The sequence below is a fragment of the Kaistella gelatinilytica genome, assembly GCF_015679325.1.
GTDB lineage: Bacteria > Bacteroidota > Bacteroidia > Flavobacteriales > Weeksellaceae > Kaistella > Kaistella gelatinilytica.
Genome location: NZ_JADPVI010000001.1, coordinates 1153221 through 1177624, shown reverse-complemented (window position 1 = coordinate 1177624; position 24404 = coordinate 1153221). Strand labels below are relative to the sequence as shown.

Sequence of the window (24404 nt, the reverse complement as noted above, 5' to 3'; positions counted from 1 at the left end):
ATTTTAAATTTATTATTGATGAATAAGATGAATACTGAAACTAGTAGAAGGTCCATATAAAGCATTAGTTGCGGAGCCAAATTGTTGTTCTGAGATTCGTACTTTTTGTCCCGCAGTAAAAGTTTTTTCTATATTAACCGAGGCATCGCTGTAAAATTCCCCCACAATAGAATTATTGCTATAAGCTGTTTTTACAGTAGATGCATCTACCTGTATTCTAACAGCGGCTTGTGGTCCTGCTAATGTGTTTGAGCTAACAAAGCTCATCTGTGCTTTTACTGCATAGTAACCTGTAACAGGAATGGTATATTCTCCGGTTGCGGCATTATAATTTGCACCACCGCTCTCATCCAGACCTGTCCAGGAGTTGATAACGGTCAAGATACCATTTGGTGTTGCTTGTGTACTTCCCCCGGTTGAACTAAAATGAACTTTAGGAGTTCCATTTTGCCAGGTTGCATTTCCGGCAGCATCGCTAGTTAAAACTTTTCCAGCACCCTCTCCAATATTAGTTAGTTTTAAGGCTCCGAATGTTCTAAAGGCGTATCCTGTAGCACCAGATTGAAAGTAACCAGCTGTTCCGGTTCCATCTGAAAATCCCAGTACACCTTTACCATTTGTGGTAGCGCTATAAATCCCATATCCATTCTCAGCGTAACCATAAAATCCGGCACCGGTAGTTCCAGTTCCTAGAAGATATCCTGTTACTCCGGCTGATAAATTACTAGTCGAATTAGAGTTTGCGGTACCTACTACTCCAGTTCCAAATCCTCCTGTAGATAGATTATTGCCAACTACTGCACCTGAGAAATTTGCCAAATTAGTATTTTCAAAGACACCTGCAGAATATAGAGAAGCACTCGTATTTGTAATTTTAAACTGATTAATATTATCCACTGCAGAAGTTCCAGCATAAGGAAGAGTCAATCCAGATCCACTTCCAGAATTTTTCGAGTATAAAGCATAAGGAACGCTCAATAATTGCGTAGTTCCGGCGATGGTGTAATTTGTTCCACCTGCAGGATCAGTTTCTGTTTTGATGTAATAGGAATCTGAGCCCCAGTTAATTCCGGCAATTGTTCCTGTTATTGGAGTTCCAGCTCCAATTTGTATGGAAACCAAACCGTTGAGGTTTGTCATCGCTGTTTGTGATTCGGAATAAACAACGGTTCCAGCTGCAGATGTTTTTAAAATGCTGATCTTCATGCCCACATTGGCATTTGTAACTAAAGCATTTGAGGCGTTTCTAATGATTGCCTGATAAGAAAATTTTTCCGGTGCCTGTGCAAACGTGAGCATTACCCCGAATATGATTGCTGTAATTGATAGTAATTTTTTCATTGTGATTATATTTTAATTTTTTAAAATGCTTTGTAAGCCGAGAAATAGGAATACGAAGGAGAATTAGCCCAGGAATAAACAAGGAGAGGACTACTGCTGAGGTTTAATACCCTAATATCTACAATGTCTCCACTTTGTAAATTGATCAAGGCAGAGATAGCATGATCACCGAGGGTGGTGGTGCCGCGAGCATATCTACTGGTATAAGTGCCTATTCCATTTACGGTAATTACAATAGAAACATCTCCACTACTTGGGGCATACGACGGGTCGTTTTGCATATCCAGTGTTGCATCGATCTTATAATATCCTGCTGTGGAAACAGTAAAATTTGAGTTGGGAAAAGAGTAAGAATTACCCTGTTGTGTACCGTCGTTGCCAAAAATAATCTTAGTTGCAACATTGATTGGAATAGATTGCGCTGCGGTTTTTCTTACCGTGAAGCCGATAGGTGCATTGCTCCAGGTGGCGTTCCCGGTTGCGTCAGAGGTAAGTACTTTTCCGGCGCCCGGAGTACCACTTGCAATTTTCAGATTTCCGTTGATCTCTGTTCCTCCCGTTCCTGTTTTTAATGCCAATCCGGAAGCACTGCTGAAATAACCAGCGGTTCCTGAAACTGAAGATCCTTCAACACCTGTTCCTGTATTTCCGCTGCCAAATACTCCTTTACCACCACTTGTAAGTCCATTGAGTCCAATGCCTCCAGGTGAATAACCGGTAACAGCATTACCGCCGTTGTCATTGGTGATTCCAAAAGAAGTTCCAGCCGATGAATTTGTCGCTGCATAGGGTAACGTAATTCCTCCCGTTGGAGCCTGCCAAGTAGCGTTACCGGCAGCGTCGGAAGTAAGCACTTTACTGGCAGCTGCACCATTGGTTACCTGCAAATTTGTCGTTTTTGTTTTTCCACCAACTTCCAATTTTTCGGCAGGGTTTGTAACTCCGATACCCACATTTCCTGTTCCTTTTTGTAAAGTCATCTGGGAGAGTCCGTTATTGGTAGTAAAACTCAAATCGGTATTGGTATGAGTTTGCACGTAGGCAGAATTATCATCTACATAAAAACCGGCTTCTACACTTCCAGTGACTGATTCCTGTGAAAATCCTTGTCCGTTATATTTAACGGTAAGCTTGGTTCCCGGAGTGCTTGTACCGATACCCACATTTCCAGTGTTGGTGTTAGAAATATCTGTTCCCGTCGTGGCCCATGGTGAAATTCCTGTTGCCATTGCTTGCCAGCTAGCATTTCCAGAAGCATCACTGGTTAGTACTTTTCCCGAACCTTCACTGATGCTTGTTAATTGTATTGGACCATTAGTGATCAAAGAATGACCTGCAGCTCCAGAGTTAAAAACACCACCTGTACCGGTCCCGTTTGCAGATCCACGAACTCCTGTACCATTAGTAGTTGAACCGTAAACTCCATCCGCATTTTGCGCGTTTCCTAAAACGCCTGCTCCTGCTGTTCCTGTGCCCAAGAGATATCCTCTAACTCCCGAAGAAGTATTTGCGTTGCTGTTTGATTGTGCACGTCCCTCAACTCCGGCGCCAAAAACACCTGTGGAGTTATTAATTCCCAAAATTGCTGCTTCTCCATTTGCGGCATTTGTATTTTCAAAAATACCCGCACTGTTTTGTGAACTTCCAGAATTTGTTATTTTAAATGGGGTAACGTTACTTGTAGCCGACGTTCCCGCATAGGGTAACGTAAAGGTGGAGCCATTGCCTGAGGTTTTTGCAAATAGGGCGTATGGAACACTCAAAAGCTGAGTGGTACCGACGACTGTATAACTGCTTCCACCAGATGGATCTACCTCTGTTTTTATAAAATATGAATCTGTTGACCAGTCGATTGCTGCGATAGAACCACTGATAATGGTACCATTACCGATTTGCAATGAAATTAATCCGTTAGAGTTCGTATTAGCTGTTTGTGATTCCGAATAAACCACAGTTCCGGAATTTGTGGTTTTTAAAATGCTGATTTTTACTCCAATTGCAGCGTTTGTAATTACTGAATTTGAAGCATTTCTGATTACTGCCTGATAAGAAAATTTTTCCGGTGCTTGTGCAGAAATAATGATGCAGAAAAGCAAGGCGAAAATTTGTAATGATTTTTTCATGGTTATTTTTTTTAATTATTTTCAAGGTTTTTACGTTTTTTCCATTAATTGAGATGGTTTATTTCCCGGTATTAGATTGGTTCTTTTGATTCTTAAATTCCGGACATCCTCATATCACAACAATTTTGAAGGGTTAATAAAATTTTGTCATCATTGTTGAGGTTTCTAAGTAATAATTTTGATACTGTAAAAGTTGAATATTTTGCCCAAATCAACAATACCAAATCGACGAACGACATTTTAAATAGATAAGCGTTATATATCATAGTTTTTTGTAAATTTGAATTAAACTAAAACCTAAAACCTTGAAATTCAATTCTATCATTGTCGATGACAACGAAATTGACCGGCTCACTCTTCTTTGTTACGCGAAAAAATACCCTGTTTTAAATATTATCGGCATCTTTTCATGTGCTGAAGAAGCCTTGGTGTTTATCAATGAAAATAAAATTGATGTTCTGTTTTTAGACATTGATCTACCGGGTTTGTCAGGGGTTGAACTAAGAAAAAGAGCTCAGGATATTCCGGTGTGCATCTTTATTACCTCGCATCCGGAATTTGCGGTAGAAAGTTTTGAGCTCGACACCTTAGATTTTATTGTAAAACCCATCAATCCCATCCGATTCGAAAGTGCCATTAAAAGGGTCGTAGAATTTATGGAAATACGTCAGAAAGCAGATCTTTTTGAATCAAGCATTGGTGGTGACGTTATTTATATAAAAGAAGGGCATGAACAAACCAAAGTTAAACTCCATGATATCCTTTATATCGAGGCTTTAAAAGATTATTCACTCGTGATCACCTCTCAAAAAAGGCATTGTGTTTTAGCGAGCATCGGCAATATTTTAAAAGAAATCCATTTTCAGTCTTTCATTAGAGTTCACCGAAGTTTTGCCGTACAGAAACAGTTTGTTCAACAAATAAATACCCACGATCTCATTTTACATAATCAGGCAATCATTCCTATTGGCAGGAGTTTCAAAGACAATCTGAATCTTCTGGTATGAGATCTTTACTTCTTTTTTTTGGTTTAATGGTAAGCGTTTTCGTGAATTCGCAGCAAAAACCAAATTTAAAAGAGTACAAAACACTTCACCAAAAATTGACCGTCTGGGAAAATTACTGCAAATCCATCAGTGAAAATGAAAATTATTCCCAACTCATCGCTGTTGCAGATGAAGGAATCAAAATGGCTAAAAACAATGAAAATTTTTTGGGTTCATTTTATTTTTACAAAGGGTATGGCTACGAATACACCCAAAATCAATATCAAAAAGCCACGGATTGTTACGAAAAATCGCTGCAACTGGCACAGAAAAATAAAAATTTCAGATTAGAGACTTCCGATCTGATGAGGTTGAATTACATGTATTATTCCATCAAGGAGCATGAAAAAGGCAAACAACTTATCGAACATATCAAAAAAGTTGTTGATACAATTAAGGATATTAATTCGAAAGCAACCTTACTGGGAAGTTTAGGCGAATACTATTTAGACAGGTCCGAATTTGAAAATTTCATTACGTATAAACTGAAAGCCATTAATTTGTTGATGGCAGAAAAAGATAAGGATGAGCTCAAAATCAATAATATTGGCGTTTCTTATCTGCAGATCTCCGATGCCTACAATGATATGAAACAGTATGAAAAAGCTGTCGAATACTGTAAATATGCGGAACCTTATTTAAAAAGAGATGATGGATTTGCTTTTTTATACAATTCGTACATCGAAGCTTTCACGCATCTTGATGATTTAAGATCTGCGCAAAAATATTATAAAAAATTATACGAATTAGCTGATGGTAATTCGGTTCTGGATTTAAATGTAAGCTACGGAAATAGAAATATGGCCGAATTTTACCTGCAGAAAAATAGACTGGAATTAGCAGATGATTTCGCTGATAAAGCCCTTTTCTTTGGGAAAAAATCCCAAGATGAGGAAATTTTGATGGAAGCAAATGTCGTAAAGGGAAAAGTTTTATTTGCCGAAAAAAAATACAAGGAAGCCATCGATCAATTGACTCTCGCTTTAAAATACGCCTATATTTATGACAAACGTTTTTTCATCGAGATCAACAAGAAAATTTCTGAAAGTTATGCCGCACTTCAGCAATGGGAAAAAGCGTATCAATATCATGAAATCTACTCCCGAACCAGCGATTCTCTCTTTTTAGAATCCGGAAAACAAAGTTTAGCCAATGCAGAAGCAACCTTTCAGAATAAAAATAAACAGAAAGAAATTAAAACATTATCAGCTTTGAATGTTGAACATGAGCGAAATATTGCCAATGCGAAAAGACAGCGTATTTATCTTATTTCAGGCTTGTTTCTGATCGCCATTATTGGAGGCTTGCTTTACTATCAAAGTCAAAATCGAAAGAAGATCAACGGGAAATTATCCAGATTAAATTTAGAACTGGAGAAAGCCAATAAAACTAAAATGCAATTTTTTGGGATCTTAAATCACGATCTGAGAAGTCCGGTTGTTGGACTCATTCATTTTTTACATTTACAAAAAGAGTCGCCTGAAATTTTGGATGAAGTAACGAAAGAACGTTTGCAAAATCAATCTTTCAAAGCCGCCGAAAATCTTTTGGTTCAAATGGAAGATCTTCTTTTATGGAGCAAAGGGCAAATGGATCATTTTCAACCCGAGAAAAATCAAGTTTCTGTTGAAACCATTTTTCAGGATATCAAAGAGAATTTTTCCTGGGAAGATCGGGTAAAGATTTCGTTTGAAGTTCCGGAAGAACTTTCTGTTTTTACCGACAAAGAATATTTAAAGACCATCACTCGGAATTTAACGAACAACGCCATCAAAATTTTAGAAAAAGTAGAAAATCCCACGATTTTATGGAAAGCGATTGACCATGAAACTTTTGTGGAATTACTGATTACAGACAACGGAAAAGGAGCGATGCCGGAAAAATTTCGTGCTTTATTTGATGAGAATGTTTCCATTGGAATTAAGAGCGGTCTAGGAATGCATTTGATCCGTGATCTGTCAAAAGCCATTGATGCGGAGATTTCTGTAGATTCTGTAGACAATGTTGGAACGAAAATAATACTGAAAATCCCGAAGTCGAAATGATTTCATAGGAATACTATTTTTTACTTTACCAATTCTTCAAATAACCTTTCAAAAGTCAAATCCAGATCTTTCGTTTTTCCCGGATGTGGTCGAGAAGTTTGCACGACTGAACTTCTAACTGCAGTCAACCATCGAAATCTCTCCGGAATATCAAGTTTTGCAATTTCGCCGCCATCTTTTGAACCGTTGGCAACTTTTTCAAAACTTTCCAGATTTTGCTGAATGTCTTCGAAATCCATTTTGCTGTGCATGAGTTCAAATTTTTTCGGACAAATACTGAATTCGATTCGTATATATTTTTCCTTTTTCGAGAACATAACAAGACCGATGTTGAAAAATTCTTCTCTCTCCACCTTTGGAACCAAGCGTATTACAGCGTATTCGTATAATTTATCCTCTTGCATTTTGGGCTTCATTTAAAAAGATTTCTGAATTCGCTAATCGTGTTTTCAAGAACTGAAAATATATTTCTCTAATTTCATCCGGATTTTCATCGGCATCATTCCACTGCAACCAATCTATAGGAATGAGATTCACTAAACTGCGGAAAAATTCGTCGTTTAAATGTTCTTTTGCAAATTGATCTGCTTGAGTGAGTTCGCTGGCTTGTGAAAGCAAAACATGATCTTTTACATATTTAAAAGGAGTTTTTGCAGCGGCATCAAAATTTTGCCAGGAATGGTGAAAATAAAAAGAAGCGCCGTTATCGATGATCCACAATTCTTTGTGCCACATCAAAAGGTTCGTATTCTTGAAAGTCCGGTCGATATTCGTCGTAAAAGCATCCAGCCAAACAATTTTTGAAGCCAAAAGCGGATCAACTTTAATGGAAGAATCGTAAGCGATCGCACCGGAAAGGAAATGCAAACCCAAATTCAAACCTTCGGAAAATTTCAGCAAGTCCTGAATTTCTTCGTCGGCTTCCATTCTTCCAAAATCTACATCCAGATTAGCGAAAACGAGTTCCGGAATTTGAAGTCCTAATTTCAGGGCGATCATTCCACCCAACAATTCCGAGATCAGCATTTTCACGCCATGTCCGGCGCCGCGAAATTTCAAAACATATTTAAAATCGTCATCAGCTTCGGCAAGCGCAGGAAGAGAACCGCCTTCTCGCAAAGGCAAAATGTAACGCATCACCGTAACTGTTCGCAAAGATAAATCGTTTCTCATGTCGCAAAAATACAAAAAAGTGGCGGGTTTCGAGTTTCGAGTTTCGTGGTTTGAGATGCGAGATGCGAGATTCAAGTTTCAGGATTCGATTTAAGATTTTTTTAGTGTTTATGGTAAAAAAACAAGTATTGAAAAACTTCAAATAAAATTGCAAACTAACCAATCATTATAAATTAGTCCTTCAATTCCGAACCTCGTAACCCGAAACCCTAAATTCTTCTCAGTCGTTATGATAAGGTTTTCCCTGCAAGATCTGATCTGCTCGATACAATTGTTCCACAAAAAATAAACGGATCATCTGATGCGTAAAGGTCATTTTGGAAAGTGAAATTTTTTCATTGGCGCGGTCGTAAATTTCCTCTGAAAAACCATAAGCACCGCCAATAAAGAAAGAAACCTTTTTTACGGAAGAATTCATCCAATGATCGATCTTGGCAGAAAATTCACGACTCGTAAACTGTTTCCCTTTTTCGTCCAGAAGAACGATGAAATCTGAATTCTCACTTTGATTTAAAAATAATTTTCCTTCTTCTTTCTTTAATAATTCAGGTGAAAGATTCTTTGCATTTTTCACATCGGCGATTTCTGTCAGGTCAAAATTCCAGTGTTTCGGCAGACGATTTTGGTAATATTTAATGAGATTTTGAATTTCCTTATCATCGGTTTTACCAATACATACTAAATTGATTCTCATTTGTTATCTTTGTGTTGCAAATATAGATTAATGGGTCTGAAAACTCCTAAATTCCTTCTCAAAATACATGGATTTCTTAATGATATTCATATTCCTTTTTTAGGGATATCCCTCTGGAAAATGTTCGAAATTTACGGACAGGGTGTTTTCAAAATGCAGATCGGCAGGATCGCTGCGAGTATTTCCTGGAGTTTCTTTTTGAGTCTGTTTCCTTTTATTCTTTTTTTACTTTCACTTTTGCCCTATTTGCCGCACTACGACAAGCTTCAGTTTTATATTTTCGAAGTTTTGATGCACAATGTTTTTCCATCACATATTCAAAATGATGTAACAGGTTACATCAAGGATTTTATTATTCCAAATATGAAAAACATCAGCAATCTGACCATTATTTTTGCGATGGTTTTTGCAGTAAACGGAACACATTCCTTGATTAATGGGTTTAATCTGAATACCAATTTACAGCGTGGCGTGGTAAAAGAATATTTCGTGGCTTTTGGTATTACGATCGCCTTTATATTTTTGATAATCGCTTCATTGTTGGGAATTTATTACAGTGAAGTTGTGCTGAAACTCTTCACGCCACAGATCAATATTTCCTGGTTTGTAGATAATATGGCGAAAATCATTGGATTTATTTCGTTCCCAATTTTCTATTTTATTTTGCTTGCCCTATTTTATTGGGTGGGTTGTTTGAAGATCACGACCTTCAAACAGGCGATGCCGGGCGCGATTTTGACTACGGTTTTATTCATGCTGCTCACGTACCTTTTTGCGATCTATGTTAAAGATTTTGCGAAATATAATGTGCTTTACGGTTCCATCGGTTCCATTATTTTGGTGATGGTTTGGGTAAATGTAAATATTATTTTAATTCTTCTGGGGAATGAATTGAATATCGCAATTAAGAAAGTTCGCGTGGAAAAAATGATTTCTGACGAGATGAAATCGAATAATCTGGAATATGATTCTAAAATTTTTCCGGAGTTAGATTGATCGTATTGATTCCTTGTTTATCATTCTCTGTTTAATCTTCTCTTTCCAACAAATTTTAATAAAGAATATCCTGAAATTCCGGCAATAACGGAAGCGACAAGAATTGCAAATTTTGCCTCGTCCTGAATTTCGGGATGATTTTTAAAGGAAAGTAAAGCGATGAATATTGACATCGTAAAGCCAATTCCAGCCAATAGTCCGGCTCCCAACATTTGACTCCAGGAACTTTTGTCGGGTAAACTTGATATTTTTAATTTAATAAAAATCCAGGAAAATAGATTGATCCCAATTATTTTACCCAAAATTAATCCTAAGATAATTCCATATCCGAAATTGCTGAATAATCCATCGACCATTCCATCTTTGAATTTAATATTGGTATTTGCGAGTGCAAAAAGGGGCATAATTAAAAAATTCACGGGAAGATGAAGTTTTTGTTCCAGTTTTTCAAGCGGCGAAATTTCAGTGGTTGAAATATTAGTAGGAATTGTAAATGCAAGCAAAACTCCCGCAATTGTCGCGTGAATCCCGGAATGGTGCATAAAATACCAGAGAAAAACGCCTGGAATTAAATAGAAAACATGCTTTTTGAAATTCAGAAAATTTAAGAGGGCTAAAATCGCCACCATTAAACCACTTAATGCAATATAATTCCAGTGAATTTGATCGGTGTAAAATATTGCGATGACTAAGATTGCTCCCAAATCATCGACAATTGCGAGCGCCGCTAGAAATATTTTTAAAGAGAGCGGAACTTTTCTTCCCAACATTGAAATAATCGCCAAAGAAAAAGCAATATCTGTCGCCATGGGAATTGCCCAACCTTTTGCGTAATCTGTTCCCTGATTGAAAAGATGAAAAATCAAAGCTGGAACCAACATTCCGCCGACGGCTGCAACGATCGGTAATGAAGCGCTTTTGACCGTAGAAAGTTCCCCTTCGATGATTTCCCGTTTGATCTCTAAACCTACGAGTAAAAAGAAAATCGCCATCAAACCATCATTGATCCAAATGCTTAATGGATAATTAAGATGAAAAATTTCGGTTCCAATTTTTTGATTTAGTAATTCCTGAAATGCTTCGCCCATCGAGGAATTAGCGATCATTAATGATAATCCTACACAAACCATTAAGACGATTCCGGAGGACTGCGAACTTTGGAGAAAATTTCTAAAATACTTGGTGATGAGCATGAATTATTATTTTTTAAAGACGTTTAACGCGCGAAACGCCATTAATATTTTTGAGCTGTTTGAAAGTTTCTTCCAGCTGACTTCTGTTTTTCACTTCGAGCGTGATGGTTCCCAGGAAAATTCCGTTATTCGATTCGATCGACATGCTTTTCATATCCATGATCATCGAGTTACTGATTACTGCAGTAATATCGTTGATCATTCCCATTCGGTCGAGACCTTCAATTTCAAATTTTATTCTGTTTTTGAAACTTTCTTCATTCACCCATTTCGCAGGTAAAACTCTGTAATCGTATTGTGCGCGAAGGTTGATCGCATTCGGACAACTGTCGTGATGAACTTTGATACCATCTGAAATGGTGATAAACCCGAAAATTTTATCCCCCGGAATTACGGTGCAGCATTTCGCAAACGAGTAATCCATTTTCTGCTCATCTTTTCCAAAAACGATCATGTCGAGATTGGTTTCGGGAGTTTCTATAAATAGTTCGTTTTTGTTGGGAGACTTTCTGAAACGATTTAAAATATTACCGAAAATTCCTTTCCCTTCCGTGTATTTTTTAATATCACCCGTGTCTAAATTTCCATTTTGAAAGCTTAAAAATAATTCCTGCGACGTTTTCAGCGCAAAAAATTTCTGCATTTTATTGATCTCCTCGTCGTTAAAATTCAATTTTGCATGGCGCATTTTTCTTTGCAAAATTTCTTTTCCTTCTTCTACCAAATGATTATTTTCGGAATTTAAAACTGCTTTGATTTTTGATTTTGCTTTTGAAGTTACCACAAAATCTAACCAATCCACTTTAGGTTTTTGGTTTTGAGAGGACAAAATATCGATCTGATCACCATTTTGCAGAACATAGGATATCGGGACCAACTTTCCGTTCACTTTTGCACCAAGACATTTCATTCCCAGATCGGAGTGTACCGAAAATGCAAAATCGAGTGCCGTAGAACCAATCGGTAAAATTTTAATTTCTCCTTTTGGCGTGAAAACAAAAACTTCTTTGGAATAAAGATTAAGTTTTATATTATCTAAAAGTTCTGTCGTGGAAAGTGATTGCTGATTTTCTAAAACCTCGCGGATCTCGGAGACCCAGGTTTCAAAATTTTTCTCGTCTGAATTTTGGCGAAAACCTTCTTTGTATTTAAAATGAGCTGCAACGCCTTTTTCTGCAATATCATCCATTCGATCGGACCGAATTTGAACTTCGATCCATTTTTTGTCGGGACCAAGAACGGTTAAATGCAGACTTTCATACCCTGTAGATCGAGGTTGCGAAATCCAGTCGCGCATTCTTTGCGGATTGCTGTGATAAAGATCTGTAACAATGGAATAAATTTTCCAGGCGAGAAATTTTTCGTTCTTTGCGTCGGATTTATAAATAATACGGATCGCGTAATTATCGAAAACTTCATCAAAAGTAACGCTTTGCTTCAGCATTTTTCTATAGATAGAAGAAATGGCTTTTGCTCTGCCTTTGATGGTGAAATTCAGACCTTCCTCGTTCAGCTGTTCTGATACTTCTTTTTTAAATTCTTCGACATATTTTTCGCGGCTTTCTTCTGCGAGTTCTAATTTTTCAGAAATTTCAACATAAACTTCTGGACTGTTAAATTTTAAAGATAAATCCTCCAGCTCTGATTTGATGTTGTAGAGTCCGAGTCGGTGCGCAAGTGGCGCGTAAATATAAACCGTTTCTGAGGCGATTTTTTTCTGCTTTTCCGGCGTCATGCTTTCCAGCGTTCGCATATTGTGAAGCCGGTCTGCAATTTTTATCAAGATAACCCGGAAATCTTCTGATAGGGTAAGTAAAAGTTTTCTGTAGTTTTCGGATTGAATGGAAATATTCTGATGGTTCATCACCGATATTTTGGTGAGTCCATTGACGATATCTGCAATTTTTTTTCCAAAAATTTTGTTGATGTCTTCGTAGGTATAATCTGAATCTTCGATGACATCGTGTAACAAAGCACAGGCAATTGAAGTTGCGCCCAAACCCACTTCATTGGCAACAATTTTTGCAACTTCGATCGGGTGATAAATGTAAGGTTCGCCGGTTTTTCTACGCTGATCTTTGTGAGCATCCAAAGCAATATCAAACGCTTTTCGGATGAGTTTGTTCTGTTCCTCATCTAAAGCGCGATAGGTATTTGAGATCAAATCTCTGTAACGTGCGAGTATTTCTTTGTTTTCCTGTTCTAAATCGTAAACCATTCAAAATGCCAATTAAGACACGAAAATACGAAAATCTGAGGGATTCTGTCCGGATTAATTTAAAATATTTTCGAGTATGAAAGGTGCGAATATGTCGATTTTCACCACATCAATAATCGGAAAATGATGCGATTTATTATTTTTATCTTCGAAAAAAAGTTCATATTTTGAAATAGAAAGCAATAATTGACTAAAATACGGATATGAATATAATGCTAAGTTTATCTGGAAAGCTTGTTGATACTGAAATTTTATCGCGTAAATACAATTCAATAAATATTAAAATATAAACTTTTTTAAAGTTTTAATAATTTACCGTCTGTTTTGAAAATTAAATTCTTAATTTCGACTTACTAAATACAAACAATTATACTATGAAGAAAATTTACTCGGGTTTAGCAATCATTTCGATGGTTCTCCTCTCCAATTCGGCATTTTCTCAACAGAAAATCTCGGCGGATCAAATTCAACCTGTTTTAGACAAGTTGGAAACATTAGGTAAACAAAATCCTTCTGGGGCGATTCCGCTGGATAAATTATCTAAAGAAGAATTTGCTTTGTACAGAACATACAAATCGCAACAAACTGCCACTAACAAAAATCTTAAAACTTATCCTTACGGAATTACGGAGCAAGATTTAAAAGTTAAAGTTTCGCAAACTGAAGTGCAACCCATTTTGAACAAGATCAAAAATCTGGGCGATTCACCACTTGCTTTTCCTGAGCATCTTTTTACGCAGCAGGAATTAAAAACTTTGAGAATTTATGAACTTCAGAATCTAAAAACTCCTAAGGGATCTTCGCCGGCATCTGGCGAGAAACTTTTAAATAAAGCCTACGCTTTAAATGGAAGAAATGCAGCGCGCCCTTTCGGTACGATGCCGCTTGTACCACCGCATACCTTAACTCCTACAGGAGCAATACCACTTCCGAGAGCAATCTACGCAGATGATATCGCAGGCAACGGAAAATTGTATGCTCTGGATAATGCCAGTAGAAATCTAGTCACTGTAAATAATATGGGTACAGTAACAGATATTGGTGCTGTAAATCCTATTCCTGCTGCTTCCACTTTATCTGGATTATCCTGGGATGCTACAAAAAGTAAAATGTTTGCCATTGCAATTGGCGCAACTGGCGGAGAATTGTACAGTATTAATTTGACCACAGGAGCTGCAACTTTAGTTGGGGCGATCACAGGAATGACGACACCGATATGGCTGGAAATCGATAATGCAGGGAATGCTTTCTCCGCAGATATTACCAGTGATAAACTGTATTCTATTAATTTAGCGAATGGAGCTGCGACTGAAATCGGAGCTTTAGGAGTTAACATGCAATTTGCGCAGGATGCTGATTTTAATAAAGATACAAACGTTCTTTATGCGGCTTCTTATACAGGTGGTGGCGTTGGTGGAATCTACACCATCAATACGACAACGGGTGCTGCGACTTTAGTCGGAGATACAACTCCTGATAACGCTGAATATACGATGTTCAGTGTCGCAAATACAACAGAACCAGTTCTGGATAAAGCGTTTACTAAAAACTCTAATCCAAATGTTCCCGTAGTTTTTGGTACCATGCCTTTAACTCCGCCGAATACATTAACTACCATCAATCCACTGTCTACTCAAATATTTGCGGATGATCTGGCAGGCGATGGAAACCTTTATGGTTTAGATTATGGCGGACTGAAACTGGTTAAAATTTTCAGCGACGGGACAAGTCAACCAGTTGGAGCACTTACAAATTTAGTTGCAGGTGACGGCGTAACAGGATTATCATGGAATCGTGCAAACAATAAAATGTATGCCACCTCACTAAACGCTACTGCAGCCACACTTTACACTGTAGATTTAGCAACTGGTACACTTACCGTTGTCGGAACAATCGCAGGTTCACTTGCACCGATCTGGTTAGAAATTGATAACGCAGGTCTTGCTTACATTGCAGATGTTTTAACAGATAAATTGTATTCTCTTAATCTAACAACTGCTGTTGCGACAGAAGTAGGAAACTTAGGAATAAATATTCAGTACGCTCAGGATGCTGATTTCAATACTTCCAATAATGTTCTTTACATGGCAGCTTTCTTAAGCGACCAAACAAGTAACCTCTATACCGTAAATACTGCGACAGGTGCTGCAACTTTAGTGGGAGATACTGCTGCTAATGAATTAACTACGTTCACAATTGCAGATACAATACCAAATGCTCCTCTTGTTCCACCATTGACTTGTGGTGATACATTCCTTGATTCTGGAGGCGCTGCTGGAAATTACTCAAACAATGAAGATATTGTTTATCATTTTGCACCTACAACAGCGGGACAAGGTGTTAAAATAACTTTCACGCAGGTGGAAATTGAAAAATCTTCTGGAACCGGAACTGTTGGTGGATGTTGGGATTATTTATCATTCTACAATGGACCAACGATCAACTCTGCTGTTTTAGCAGCGGTAAAATGTGGGGAAACAAGTGGACCTCCATCTGTTCCTGCAAGTTCATTGCTGGTAGGTGATTCTTTCACTTCAACTGATCCAAGCGGACAATTGACCGTGAGATTCCGTTCAGATTCAAGTTTGCCAAAAGCAGGTTGGTCTGCAACGATCACTTGTGCAAGTTTAGCAGTAGATAATGTGAATGGAAGTAAATTCAGTTATTACCCGAATCCAACTACAGGAATTTTAAATATTACAGCTTCTGGTAAAATAGAAAATGTAGAAGTTTATAATTTGGTTGGACAAAAAGTAATGAGTTTTTCACCAAAAACTGATAAATCAGAAATCAATATGTCATCTTTAGCAAAAGGCGTTTACCTTGTAAAAGCACTTGTTAACGGTAAAGTGGTTACCAATAAAGTGATCAAACAATAATGATTGATCATTTCTAAAAAGTATTCTAAAAAATACATTAATTAAGAACCCTTCAAATTTTTGAAGGGTTCTTTTATTTTTAATTGATGATGGGAAAAGTAATCCCAAAAATTTTCTGCAATAGTAAAATTGAATTTTTTATTTATGAGTTTTTTCCAAATAAAACTTCGGAATTCATACCTAACAATTTGCCATGATGGTTAATTTTAGGTGAAGAATAGATCAGAGCTTTGGCACGAATGGCCGCAACTTTTTTTAGATATCCCAATGACTGCGCATCTTTTATTGTAACGTTTGCTAAATAATTTTGATGGCGAACCTCGTTACTCTTAAAAATTTCGGTTACTTTTTCTTCCTCCATCGGTATTTTAACTTTTACACTTACAACTAAACTGTCGTCTTCCAATTGGGTCTTGTCATGGAAAAAAGAACGCCAGATCGATGTTTTAATTTCCTTGGAAATTGGTTTCTCATGCAGGTACATAATGAAAGTTGAATCAGTGAAACCTGCACTCTCTAAATCTGCGGATATTTTTGCAGACTGGTCTTGGCTGTGAAATAAGCCTGTGATGATTGAAGACATAATTTCGGTTTTTGATTATAGTTTCTTTACAAAGTTTACGAAAATAATGTCATATAAACAAGTTTTTGAGTCATATTTAAGTTTTCTCTCAATGGTAATATAATTGTGTTGCAGTAGATTTTCATTATTAAAAATTTTATTTCGTTATATTTGAAATCAAAAAGTTCGATGTACAAATTAGTTGCTCTCCTTTTCCTTTCTGCAAATGTTCTTTTTGCGCAAAATTTGGCTCAGAAGTTAGATGTTGCCACCAAAAATTTACTCAACACTGCTCCAGCATTTTCCGCGAACCTGTCTATTTATGTGTCAGATGAAAGTGGAAATTTTATTTATGAATATCAGGGAAATCAAGGATTATCAACGGCTTCGACGCAGAAGATTTTTACCGCAGCCGCAGCTTTAGAAACTTTGGGGAAAAATTATCAGTTTACGACAACTTCCTCATATTCCGGCTCCATTAATGGTGGAAATTTGTCAGGTAATCTTTACATCAAATCCAATGGAGATCCTACTTTAGGAAGTTGGCGCTACGAAGGTTATAAACCTGAAAATTTTAAGCAAAAATTAATTGCTGCTTTAAAAGAGAAAAATATTTCAAAAATTTCCGGCGACTTGATAATTGATGACTCCTATTTTGACTTTCAAAGTACGCCCGGAGGTTGGCCATGGAATGATATGGGTAATTATTACGGAGCGGGAGTTTTTGGAGTGAACTGGCGCGAAAATCAGTTTGATATCAACATGACTGGAAAAGAAATGAAAGCCTTTAATGTAGATTTACCTAATGTGAAATGGGTCAATAATTTAAAAAACGGGGGAAGTTCTGATGAAAGTTTAATTTATACGGCACCCTATTCAGATGTCGCTTACATTAACGGAACATTGCCTGCAAAAAACATCACGGTTTCGGGCGCAACACCAAATCCGCCGCTTACTTTTGGTACCGAAATTCAAGCTTGGCTGAAAGAAGCTGGAATTGATTTTAAAGGTAATGTAACTTCCACATCAATGCAGGAAATAAAAGGCGAAAAGATATCAAATGCTCCTAAAACTAATATTATTCTGGAATATAGATCGCCGACTTTAGACAAGATTATCTTTTGGTTTATGCGCAAAAGTATTAATTTTTACGGAGAAACTTTAATTAAAACTTTAGGAAAAGAAAAGAAAAATGAAGGAAGTTTTGACGCGGGAGTTTCTTATTTAAAAGAATTTTGGAAAAGCAGAGGAATTAATCCTGCGATGATCAATTTTGCCGATGGAAGCGGACTTTCCCCTCAAAACTACGTTTCTGCGCGAGCCGAGGTTCAGTCTTTGGTCTGGAGTAAAAAACAGTCCTGGTTCAATGAATTTTTTGACGGGTTTCCAACGCAGGGAAATGGGATGAAAATGAAAAGCGGTACGATGAAGGATACCAAATCTTTTGCAGGCTATCACACATCGAGCGACGGGAAAAAATATGTTTTTGCGATCATCATTAATAATTACCAGGGTGGCAATGTAAGTGATGCATTATATAAAGTCTTAAATGTTTTGAAATAATTCCAGAAAAATAATCAATGAAACGCAGAAGTTTTTTTACTAAAATAAATAATTGGGTCATTTACATCTTATTGACTTCGGCGGTTGCAGGAGTAGTAATTGCATCAATTGTACTGATCGACTATTTACGGAAAGAGGAAATTAAAAGAATAGAACTTTTTGCAACTGCCATCAAATATCAGCAGGAAGAGATCATTGAAGATCCTATTGCACTTGATTTATTATTGCAGATCAGTAAAACGAATAATACAATTCCGGTGATCGTGACCGACAAAAATAAAATTCCAATTGGTCCTGATTTCCAAAAAAATATTCCGGAAAAAATACAGCAAGATCCTAAAAAGATGTTGGCATTGCTTCGGAAAATGGAAAGTTCTTACCGACCTATCGAACTTCAAATGCCCGATGGAAATAATCAGTATGTTTTTTACACCAACTCTGATCTGCTCAATAATTTACGCTATTCGCCCTACATTTTAGGATCACTGATCCTTGCGTATATTTTCTTCTCCTTTTGGTTTTTACGCACCATTAAAAAAACCGACGAAGGTTATGTTTGGGCAGGTTTGGCTAAAGAAACAGCGCATCAGATCGGAACACCGCTTTCTTCCATGATCGGCTGGATCACAATTCTTCGCATGGAAAATGAGAATAGTGAAGGCGTAAAAGAAATTGAGAACGACATCAACCGACTGAAAACAATTTCTGAAAGATTCTCTAAAATTGGATCTGTCCCGGAACTCAAGGATTTGAACATCAATGAAACTTTACAGCAGAATTACGATTATTTGAAGTCCAGAATTTCAAAAAAAGTCATTTTCAGGTTGATATTGCCGAAGCAGGAAATTTTGGTTCCACATAACCGAATTCTCCTCAGTTGGGTCATGGAAAATATTGTAAAAAATGCGGTCGATTCTATGAAAGGAGAAGGGAGATTAGAAATTGAACTTTACGAAAAAAATAAGTATACGGTCATTGATTTTAAAGATTCCGGTGCGGGAATGACCAATTATCAATCCAGAAATGCTTTCAAGCCTGGATATTCTACAAAAAAACGTGGTTGGGGTTTAGGACTGTCTTTGGCAAAAAGAGTGATCAAAGAATATCACAACGGAGATATTAAAATTGCGCAGACTGAAGTTGGAAAAGGAAGCACCTTTCGAATTATAATGAAAAATTCTTAAGCAGCTGTTAAGGTATTGAGACAAAGATAATTGGGTGAAAACACGGTAGCGATTTTAAATTTTTTCAGGATTTATTGTTTAATTTAGTACACTCAATAAAACCAATATCATGAAAAAAATTCTAGTCACTTTTTCACTGCTTTTTATTTTTGCAGCGAATGCCCAAATTATCGATTTCTTAAAAGATAAAGTTAAAGAAAAAGCCACATCAGTGGTAGGAGAGAAGCTCATCGGAAATTTAACAACTGAAGCAATCACCACTAATTTTAAAGATTGCAACAAGTCAGACGTAAAAAATGCCGACTTCGGAAAAAACGAAAAGTATACCAATCTTTGCAGTACTCAATTTTCTCAAAGTTCAGGTTATGCTTTAAAACCGGGATATTATACATTAAATCTAAAGAGTTTTTGTTTGAAAGCCGGAACTCACGCACCCAGCAAAGGTGACGGCTATTTGTATGCTCCCGTGAAAGGTCCAAAGAAAGAAATTATAAATTCCCTCGTAAAAAACTGGTATTTGCATCAGGAAATTCCGCAGCAGACAGTACAGGCTTTGGTTTGGGGAGTTATTGCGAAATCCAGTTTCAAAAATATGAGTCCGGATCTGCAACTCGCCGCTGCAACACTTCTTACTAAAAGTGAATTGTTTCAACTGTCGAAAATGGGACTCGATTTTGTGCCTGATAATTTGATGTCTAAAGCAAAAAGCAATCTTCCACAACCGGTTCAAGTGGCTTTAGACGCGGAGAACAAGATCCGAAATTTCTTTAGTTCATCTTCCTCAAATTATGCAGATCTGGAACGTTTGGCAATGCTCGGCGGAGTAAATCCCCAAACTTCTGAAATTTCTTATGGAACATGGGGACTTCATCCCAAAGGATACTATGTTTCTTACCAACCTCATGGTTATCGGGAAATGACGGTAAAAATTTATGTTCCAAGTACGATAACCAATACTACTTTTATTCCGTCAGATGATGTTGCTGTTCCTGCAAATACCGGAAGTCAAAGATTAATGGTTTCTGATGTTCTGAACTGTAAATAAATTTTTCATAATAATAAAAAATGCCGTTTCCATAAGAAGCGGCATTTGTTTTAAACTCTCTTTCAAGAGAAAATTTATTTTAAATTTTGATTTTTATAAATGATGTAATAATTTTCATCTAAAATAACTGGTTTCGCTGAACTTAATTTCACAGTTTTCCAGTTTTCTGTTGGTGAAATTACCTTTGTTCCATTAATTCTAATGGGTAATCGAAGGTTATCAATGATATTAGTATAACGATATTTCAAAATATTTCCCACTTGCGAATATTCCAAAGTGGGAATCTTTGTTGTTCTTAAATATTGATTAAAAACGGAAGAAAAATCAATGCCCGATTTTTTAGATATATAATCTTCGACTTGTTTCGTAGTCACTGTTTGGTGATAAAAATCTTTGTTTAAACCTCTCAAAATTTCTCTAAACTTCTCATCATTATTAATAACCTGACGGATCGTGTGGATCATATTTGCACCTTTGTAGTACATATCGCTGCTTCCCTCATTTCTTACCCCGTATTTTCCGATAATTGGGGCGTCATTTCTAATGTTTTTTCGGATTCCGATGACATATTTTTCTGCGGATTTTTTATCCATATAATCTTCAACAAAGAGGGTTTCCGAGTAATTCGTAAAACTTTCGTGAATCCACATATCGGCTTGATCTTTTGCCGTGATGTTATTCGCAAACCATTCGTGGCCGCTTTCGTGGATAATAATGAAATCCCAGTTTAAACCAACGCCAGTTCCGGAGAGATCACGTCCTAAATATCCATTTTCAAAATGATTTCCGTACGCGACAGAACTTTGGTGCTCCATTCCCAAGTAAGGACTTTCTACCAATTTATAAGAATCTTCGTAAAAAGGATAAGGTCCAAACCAATGCTCAAAAGCTTTCATCATAGGTTTTACCTGTGCAAATTGCTTTTTTGCTTTCTCCAGATTATAATCAAGTACCCAATAATCCAGATCTAGTTTTCCTTTTTCGCCGTTGTAGGTTTCTTTAAAATTCACATATTTCCCCACGTTAGGAATGATAGAGTAGGTGTTAATCGGGTTTTTGACTTCCCAGGTAAAAATGTTTTTATTATTTTCTGTTGTTTGAGACATCAGTCTGCCGTTTCCTACACCGACCAGATCTTTTGGCGTAATGATTTTCATGACCATTCCATTGTCTGGTTCATCGCTCCAGATATCTTTTGTAGGAAGCCACACCGACGCACCTATTCCTTCCTGTGCTACAGAAATCCAGGGATTATTGTTTTTATCTTTTGTGAAAACCCAACCTCCATCCCACGGAGCATTTTTTGCGATCGTCGGATTTCCGAAAAACTGAATGGTGAAAGAATGTGTTTCGCCCTTCTTGTAATTTCTTTTCGTTTCAATGAAAATAAAATCGCCATCTCTTTTTGAAGTGCATAGTTTTTCGTCAGAATTGATGATCTTGTAGTTCATCGGTTGTTGCAGATCGATCTGAAAAACAGGATCCGTAACATCTTTCGTAATTTCAAAAGTAATTTTATTCGTGCCTGAAACCGATTTTTCTTCAAAGTTCGGTTCAACCGTAATTTCGTATTTTTTGACATCCCAGAAATTTCTGAATTGAGTGTCTGAACCTTTTAGAGAATCCTGTTTCGTAAAATTTTGAGCAGGTAAAATACCGGAAAGTAAAATGAGAAAGAGTGCGAATTTTTTCATAGTAATAAAGTAAGAGAAACAAAGATAATTATTATTTGCATTATTAAATTTTGGAAACATAGGTTTTCCTTTATAGGTGTCGTTAAAAATCAGTATTTTTGGCAAAATTACTTTAATGAAACTTAGAACGATCATACCAATTCTAGCCTTTGCTTTTTTAATTTCATGTAACAAAGACAATGAAATTCTCAATACTTTAAACGATTACAATACTTCGATGGAATCTAAAGGTTATCACTTTGGTGACCCGCTCAATTTACCAAAAGAAGTGACCGGTAATGCAGAAAGTGTTTCCATCAGTTTTGGGGATAAAGCAACATCGAGTTTGGTTGTTGATCCGAAATTTTTCACATTAGGCGATAATGCGGTTACATTTATCATCAAGAAAAAAGGAGGTGAAACGCTAAATCAGGATGCAACGATCAATGTTTTTGCAAAAAATCCGGAAGCGACGTTGAATTATGAGATCATCAAAGAATATCCACACGATCCCAAAAATTTTGTTCAGGGTTTTCAGCTGGAAGGCAATACGATCTATGAATCTGATGGACAGGAAGGTTCCTCCAGGATTTTAAAATATACGTTAGGAACAACGACGCCGATCGCATCTACGAAGCAACCTGGTAAAATATTTTCTGAAGGTTGTACCATTGTAGGCGATAAAGTTTTTCAATTAACCTGGCTGGATAAGAAAGGTTTTGTTTACGATAAAAATTCTTTAAAATTATTGAGCGAATTTCCTTATCCAAATGTCATGGGCGAAGGTTGGGGTTTAACGTATGACGGTAAAAATCTGATCGCTTCTGATGGAACTAAAAATATTTATTTTCTAGATGCTTCGGATCCCTCCAAAATGGTTCGTTATATCGCAGTTGCGGGAAATACAGAGGCTTTCGATCAACTCAATGAGCTGGAATATCACAATGGATTTATCTATGCAAATGTTTGGCAAAAACCCATTATCTTGAAAATTAATCCCGCGAACGGGGAAGTTGTTGGGAAATTTGATTTCTCTGAAATTGCGAAAAAAAATACCACAGGAAATGATGATGTATTAAACGGAATCGCTTTTAAAGGAGAAAATATGTTGATTACGGGGAAAAATTGGTCTAAAATTTATGAAGTTGCGATTAAATAATTGAATGCTAAGAATTGAAATTTGAAAATTTGTAAAATCATATTTCTATTTTTAATTTGCTCACTTTCTGCGCAGAAAAATCTTGCATTCGATTCTTTAAAATTAAAAGAGGTTCGGGATTTATTTGCCGATGATTACGGAAATATTTATCTCTACAAAAACAAAGATTTCAGCTTTACCAAATACGATTCTCTCGGAAATCAGAAAGGGAAATTAATGTTAACGCTGCCCTTTAAAATTCAGTCCGTTCAAAATCCGTTGAACATTCCCTCGTTCTCTGAGAATGCGCAGGAATTGAAATTCTTTGACCAGAATCTTAATGAAATTCAGACCGTCAATTTTCGACAGAAATTCGGATTTATCAGAATGGTTTACGCCGAAGATTTGCAGCAACTTTGGCTCCTTGATGAAAGTATGAAACGGCTAATTCAGTATAATTTTAGGGATAATAAGATCGTCAATTCTTTTCCCTTCGATATTAATTTTGAAGATCTGACTGACTTCTTGGTATTTGAAAGTAAGGTCTATTTTCTAGGACGAAACCAATTTTCCGTTTATAATTTTAAAGCTGAAAAAATTATTGAGCTACCATTTAAAAATGGAAGAAGACTTCGGCGCGAAAATCAAAATATTTTGATCATGAGCGAAAATTCAGTTCAGAAATTTGAGGATCTTACTCTAAAGACGATTTTTTCTTCGCAAAATTCGCAGATTGTGGATAAAAACTCTGCAGCTTATTTTGTTATCAAAGACAACAAACTTTATCTTTACAAACCCTAATTCAGAAGAAATAATTGATGAAAATCATTTATTGAAAGGGATTACGAGACATATTTAATCATTAATCATCAATTAAATTTAGGAAATGCACATTGCTGTTACAGGAAATATTGGCGCCGGAAAAACTACTTTAACTACCATGTTATCAAAACATTATGGTTGGGATGCGCAATTTGAGGACGTAGATCATAATCCCTATCTGGAAGATTTTTATGCCGATATGGGTAAATGGAGTTTTGCACTTCAAATTTACTTCCTGGGAAGCCGTTTTCAGCAGGTGAAAGAGATTCGCGACAGTGGAAAAAACATTATTCAAGACAGAACCATCTATGAAGATGCACACATTTTTGCAGAGAATCTGAATGATATGAATCTTTTGACGGATCGCGATTTCAACAATTATTCCTCAGTTTTTAATTTAATGAAGAGTTTTGTTTCGGCACCGGATTTGCTGATCTATCTAAAATCCGACGTTCCAAATTTGGTTAAGAAAATTTACAAAAGAGGTCGTGAATATGAAGCGACGATCAGTATCGAGTACCTTTCGAAATTGAATCAGAAATACGAAAAATGGATCTCTACTTATAAGGAAGGAAAGCTTCTTATCATCGAGGTTGACGATCTGGATTTTGTAGAAAGACCGGAAGACTTCGGTTTAATTTTGGAACGGATCGAAACTGAATTGCATGGATTGTTTTAAGTGAACAATTCTTATTTGTTCATTTTCATT

At 36.6% G+C, this 24404-nt stretch carries 19 protein-coding genes; 10 read left to right on the top strand and 9 right to left on the bottom strand.

Annotated features, from left to right (window positions below; genetic code table 11):
• Positions 1–12: 12 nt before the first annotated feature.
• Positions 13–1341: a hypothetical protein gene (locus tag IV494_RS05205; protein WP_196079081.1), complete on the bottom strand. Its 1329-nt coding sequence runs from the start codon at positions 1339–1341 to the stop codon at positions 13–15.
• Between the two features lie 20 nt (positions 1342–1361).
• Positions 1362–3464: a beta strand repeat-containing protein gene (locus IV494_RS05200; RefSeq protein ID WP_196079080.1), complete on the bottom strand. Its 2103-nt coding sequence runs from the start codon at positions 3462–3464 to the stop codon at positions 1362–1364.
• 305 nt (positions 3465–3769) lie between these two features.
• Here IV494_RS05200 and IV494_RS05195 point away from each other — a divergent pair, with 305 nt between their 5' ends.
• Together IV494_RS05195 and IV494_RS05190 are read left to right on the top strand one after the other, a co-directional pair.
• Complete coding sequence (locus IV494_RS05195; RefSeq protein ID WP_196079079.1) at positions 3770–4471, top strand: LytR/AlgR family response regulator transcription factor; 702 nt, start codon at positions 3770–3772, stop codon at positions 4469–4471.
• Complete coding sequence (locus tag IV494_RS05190; protein ID WP_196079078.1) at positions 4468–6555, top strand: tetratricopeptide repeat-containing sensor histidine kinase; 2088 nt, start codon at positions 4468–4470, stop codon at positions 6553–6555. The genes IV494_RS05195 and IV494_RS05190 overlap by 4 nt, the downstream gene beginning before the upstream one ends.
• Before the next feature lie 20 nt (positions 6556–6575).
• Here the strand turns inward: IV494_RS05190 and IV494_RS05185 are convergent, their stop codons facing one another.
• The 3 genes from IV494_RS05185 to rlmH all read right to left on the bottom strand — a co-directional run bounded on the left by IV494_RS05185 (position 6576) and on the right by rlmH (position 8422).
• Entirely contained in the window at positions 6576–6959 is a 384-nt protein-coding gene (locus IV494_RS05185; protein WP_196079496.1) for a DUF3037 domain-containing protein, read from the bottom strand.
• Positions 6946–7728 (bottom strand): HipA family kinase, encoded by a 783-nt coding sequence (locus IV494_RS05180; protein ID WP_196079077.1) that lies wholly within the window; start codon positions 7726–7728, stop codon positions 6946–6948. The genes IV494_RS05185 and IV494_RS05180 overlap by 14 nt, the downstream gene beginning before the upstream one ends.
• A 220-nt stretch (positions 7729–7948) precedes the next feature.
• Positions 7949–8422 (bottom strand): 23S rRNA (pseudouridine(1915)-N(3))-methyltransferase RlmH, encoded by a 474-nt coding sequence (rlmH, locus tag IV494_RS05175; protein ID WP_196079076.1) that lies wholly within the window; start codon positions 8420–8422, stop codon positions 7949–7951.
• A gap of 30 nt (positions 8423–8452) precedes the next feature.
• Here rlmH and IV494_RS05170 point away from each other — a divergent pair, with 30 nt between their 5' ends.
• Positions 8453–9418 carry a YihY/virulence factor BrkB family protein gene (locus IV494_RS05170; RefSeq protein WP_196079075.1) on the top strand — a complete coding sequence of 322 codons (966 nt, stop codon included), beginning with the start codon at positions 8453–8455 and terminating at the stop codon, positions 9416–9418.
• Positions 9419–9438: 20 nt separating this feature from the next.
• Here the strand turns inward: IV494_RS05170 and nhaA are convergent, their stop codons facing one another.
• Both nhaA and IV494_RS05160 read right to left on the bottom strand, forming a co-directional pair.
• Positions 9439–10611 carry a Na+/H+ antiporter NhaA gene (gene nhaA / locus IV494_RS05165; RefSeq protein WP_196079074.1) on the bottom strand — a complete coding sequence of 391 codons (1173 nt, stop codon included), beginning with the start codon at positions 10609–10611 and terminating at the stop codon, positions 9439–9441.
• Between the two features lie 13 nt (positions 10612–10624).
• Positions 10625–12829 carry a RelA/SpoT family protein gene (locus IV494_RS05160; RefSeq protein WP_196079073.1) on the bottom strand — a complete coding sequence of 735 codons (2205 nt, stop codon included), beginning with the start codon at positions 12827–12829 and terminating at the stop codon, positions 10625–10627.
• A 374-nt stretch (positions 12830–13203) separates the two neighbouring features.
• Between IV494_RS05160 and IV494_RS05155 the strand changes: the two genes are divergently transcribed.
• Positions 13204–15708: a T9SS type A sorting domain-containing protein gene (locus IV494_RS05155; RefSeq protein WP_196079072.1), complete on the top strand. Its 2505-nt coding sequence runs from the start codon at positions 13204–13206 to the stop codon at positions 15706–15708.
• Between the two features lie 142 nt (positions 15709–15850).
• Here the strand turns inward: IV494_RS05155 and IV494_RS05150 are convergent, their stop codons facing one another.
• Positions 15851–16291 (bottom strand): hypothetical protein, encoded by a 441-nt coding sequence (locus tag IV494_RS05150; RefSeq protein WP_196079071.1) that lies wholly within the window; start codon positions 16289–16291, stop codon positions 15851–15853.
• Between the two features lie 168 nt (positions 16292–16459).
• On the opposite strand from IV494_RS05150, the gene dacB reads away from it, so the two are divergent.
• The 3 genes from dacB (at position 16460) to IV494_RS05135 (ending at position 20062) form a co-directional block, all read left to right on the top strand.
• The gene (dacB, locus tag IV494_RS05145) at positions 16460–17833 is read left to right on the top strand and encodes a D-alanyl-D-alanine carboxypeptidase/D-alanyl-D-alanine endopeptidase (protein WP_196079070.1); all 1374 of its coding nucleotides are present in this window, start codon (positions 16460–16462) and stop codon (positions 17831–17833) included.
• A gap of 17 nt (positions 17834–17850) precedes the next feature.
• Positions 17851–19017 (top strand): sensor histidine kinase, encoded by a 1167-nt coding sequence (locus IV494_RS05140; protein ID WP_196079069.1) that lies wholly within the window; start codon positions 17851–17853, stop codon positions 19015–19017.
• A gap of 109 nt (positions 19018–19126) precedes the next feature.
• Positions 19127–20062, top strand: a complete 936-nt coding sequence (locus IV494_RS05135) for a hypothetical protein (protein ID WP_196079068.1) — start codon at positions 19127–19129, stop codon at positions 20060–20062.
• Positions 20063–20136: 74 nt separating this feature from the next.
• Here the strand turns inward: IV494_RS05135 and IV494_RS05130 are convergent, their stop codons facing one another.
• On the bottom strand, positions 20137–21756 hold the full coding sequence (locus tag IV494_RS05130) for a M1 family metallopeptidase (RefSeq protein WP_196079067.1): 1620 nt from the start codon (positions 21754–21756) through the stop codon (positions 20137–20139).
• Positions 21757–21871: 115 nt separating this feature from the next.
• Between IV494_RS05130 and IV494_RS05125 the strand changes: the two genes are divergently transcribed.
• The 3 genes from IV494_RS05125 (at position 21872) to IV494_RS05115 (ending at position 24374) form a co-directional block, all read left to right on the top strand.
• Positions 21872–22894, top strand: coding sequence for a glutaminyl-peptide cyclotransferase (locus tag IV494_RS05125; RefSeq protein ID WP_196079066.1), 1023 nt, complete (start codon positions 21872–21874; stop codon positions 22892–22894).
• Positions 22895–22915: 21 nt separating this feature from the next.
• Complete coding sequence (locus IV494_RS05120) at positions 22916–23674, top strand: hypothetical protein (protein ID WP_196079065.1); 759 nt, start codon at positions 22916–22918, stop codon at positions 23672–23674.
• Between the two features lie 85 nt (positions 23675–23759).
• A complete protein-coding gene (locus IV494_RS05115) occupies positions 23760–24374 on the top strand; it encodes a deoxynucleoside kinase (RefSeq protein ID WP_039354382.1) in 615 nt (204 codons plus the stop codon).
• Positions 24375–24404 lie beyond the last annotated feature (30 nt).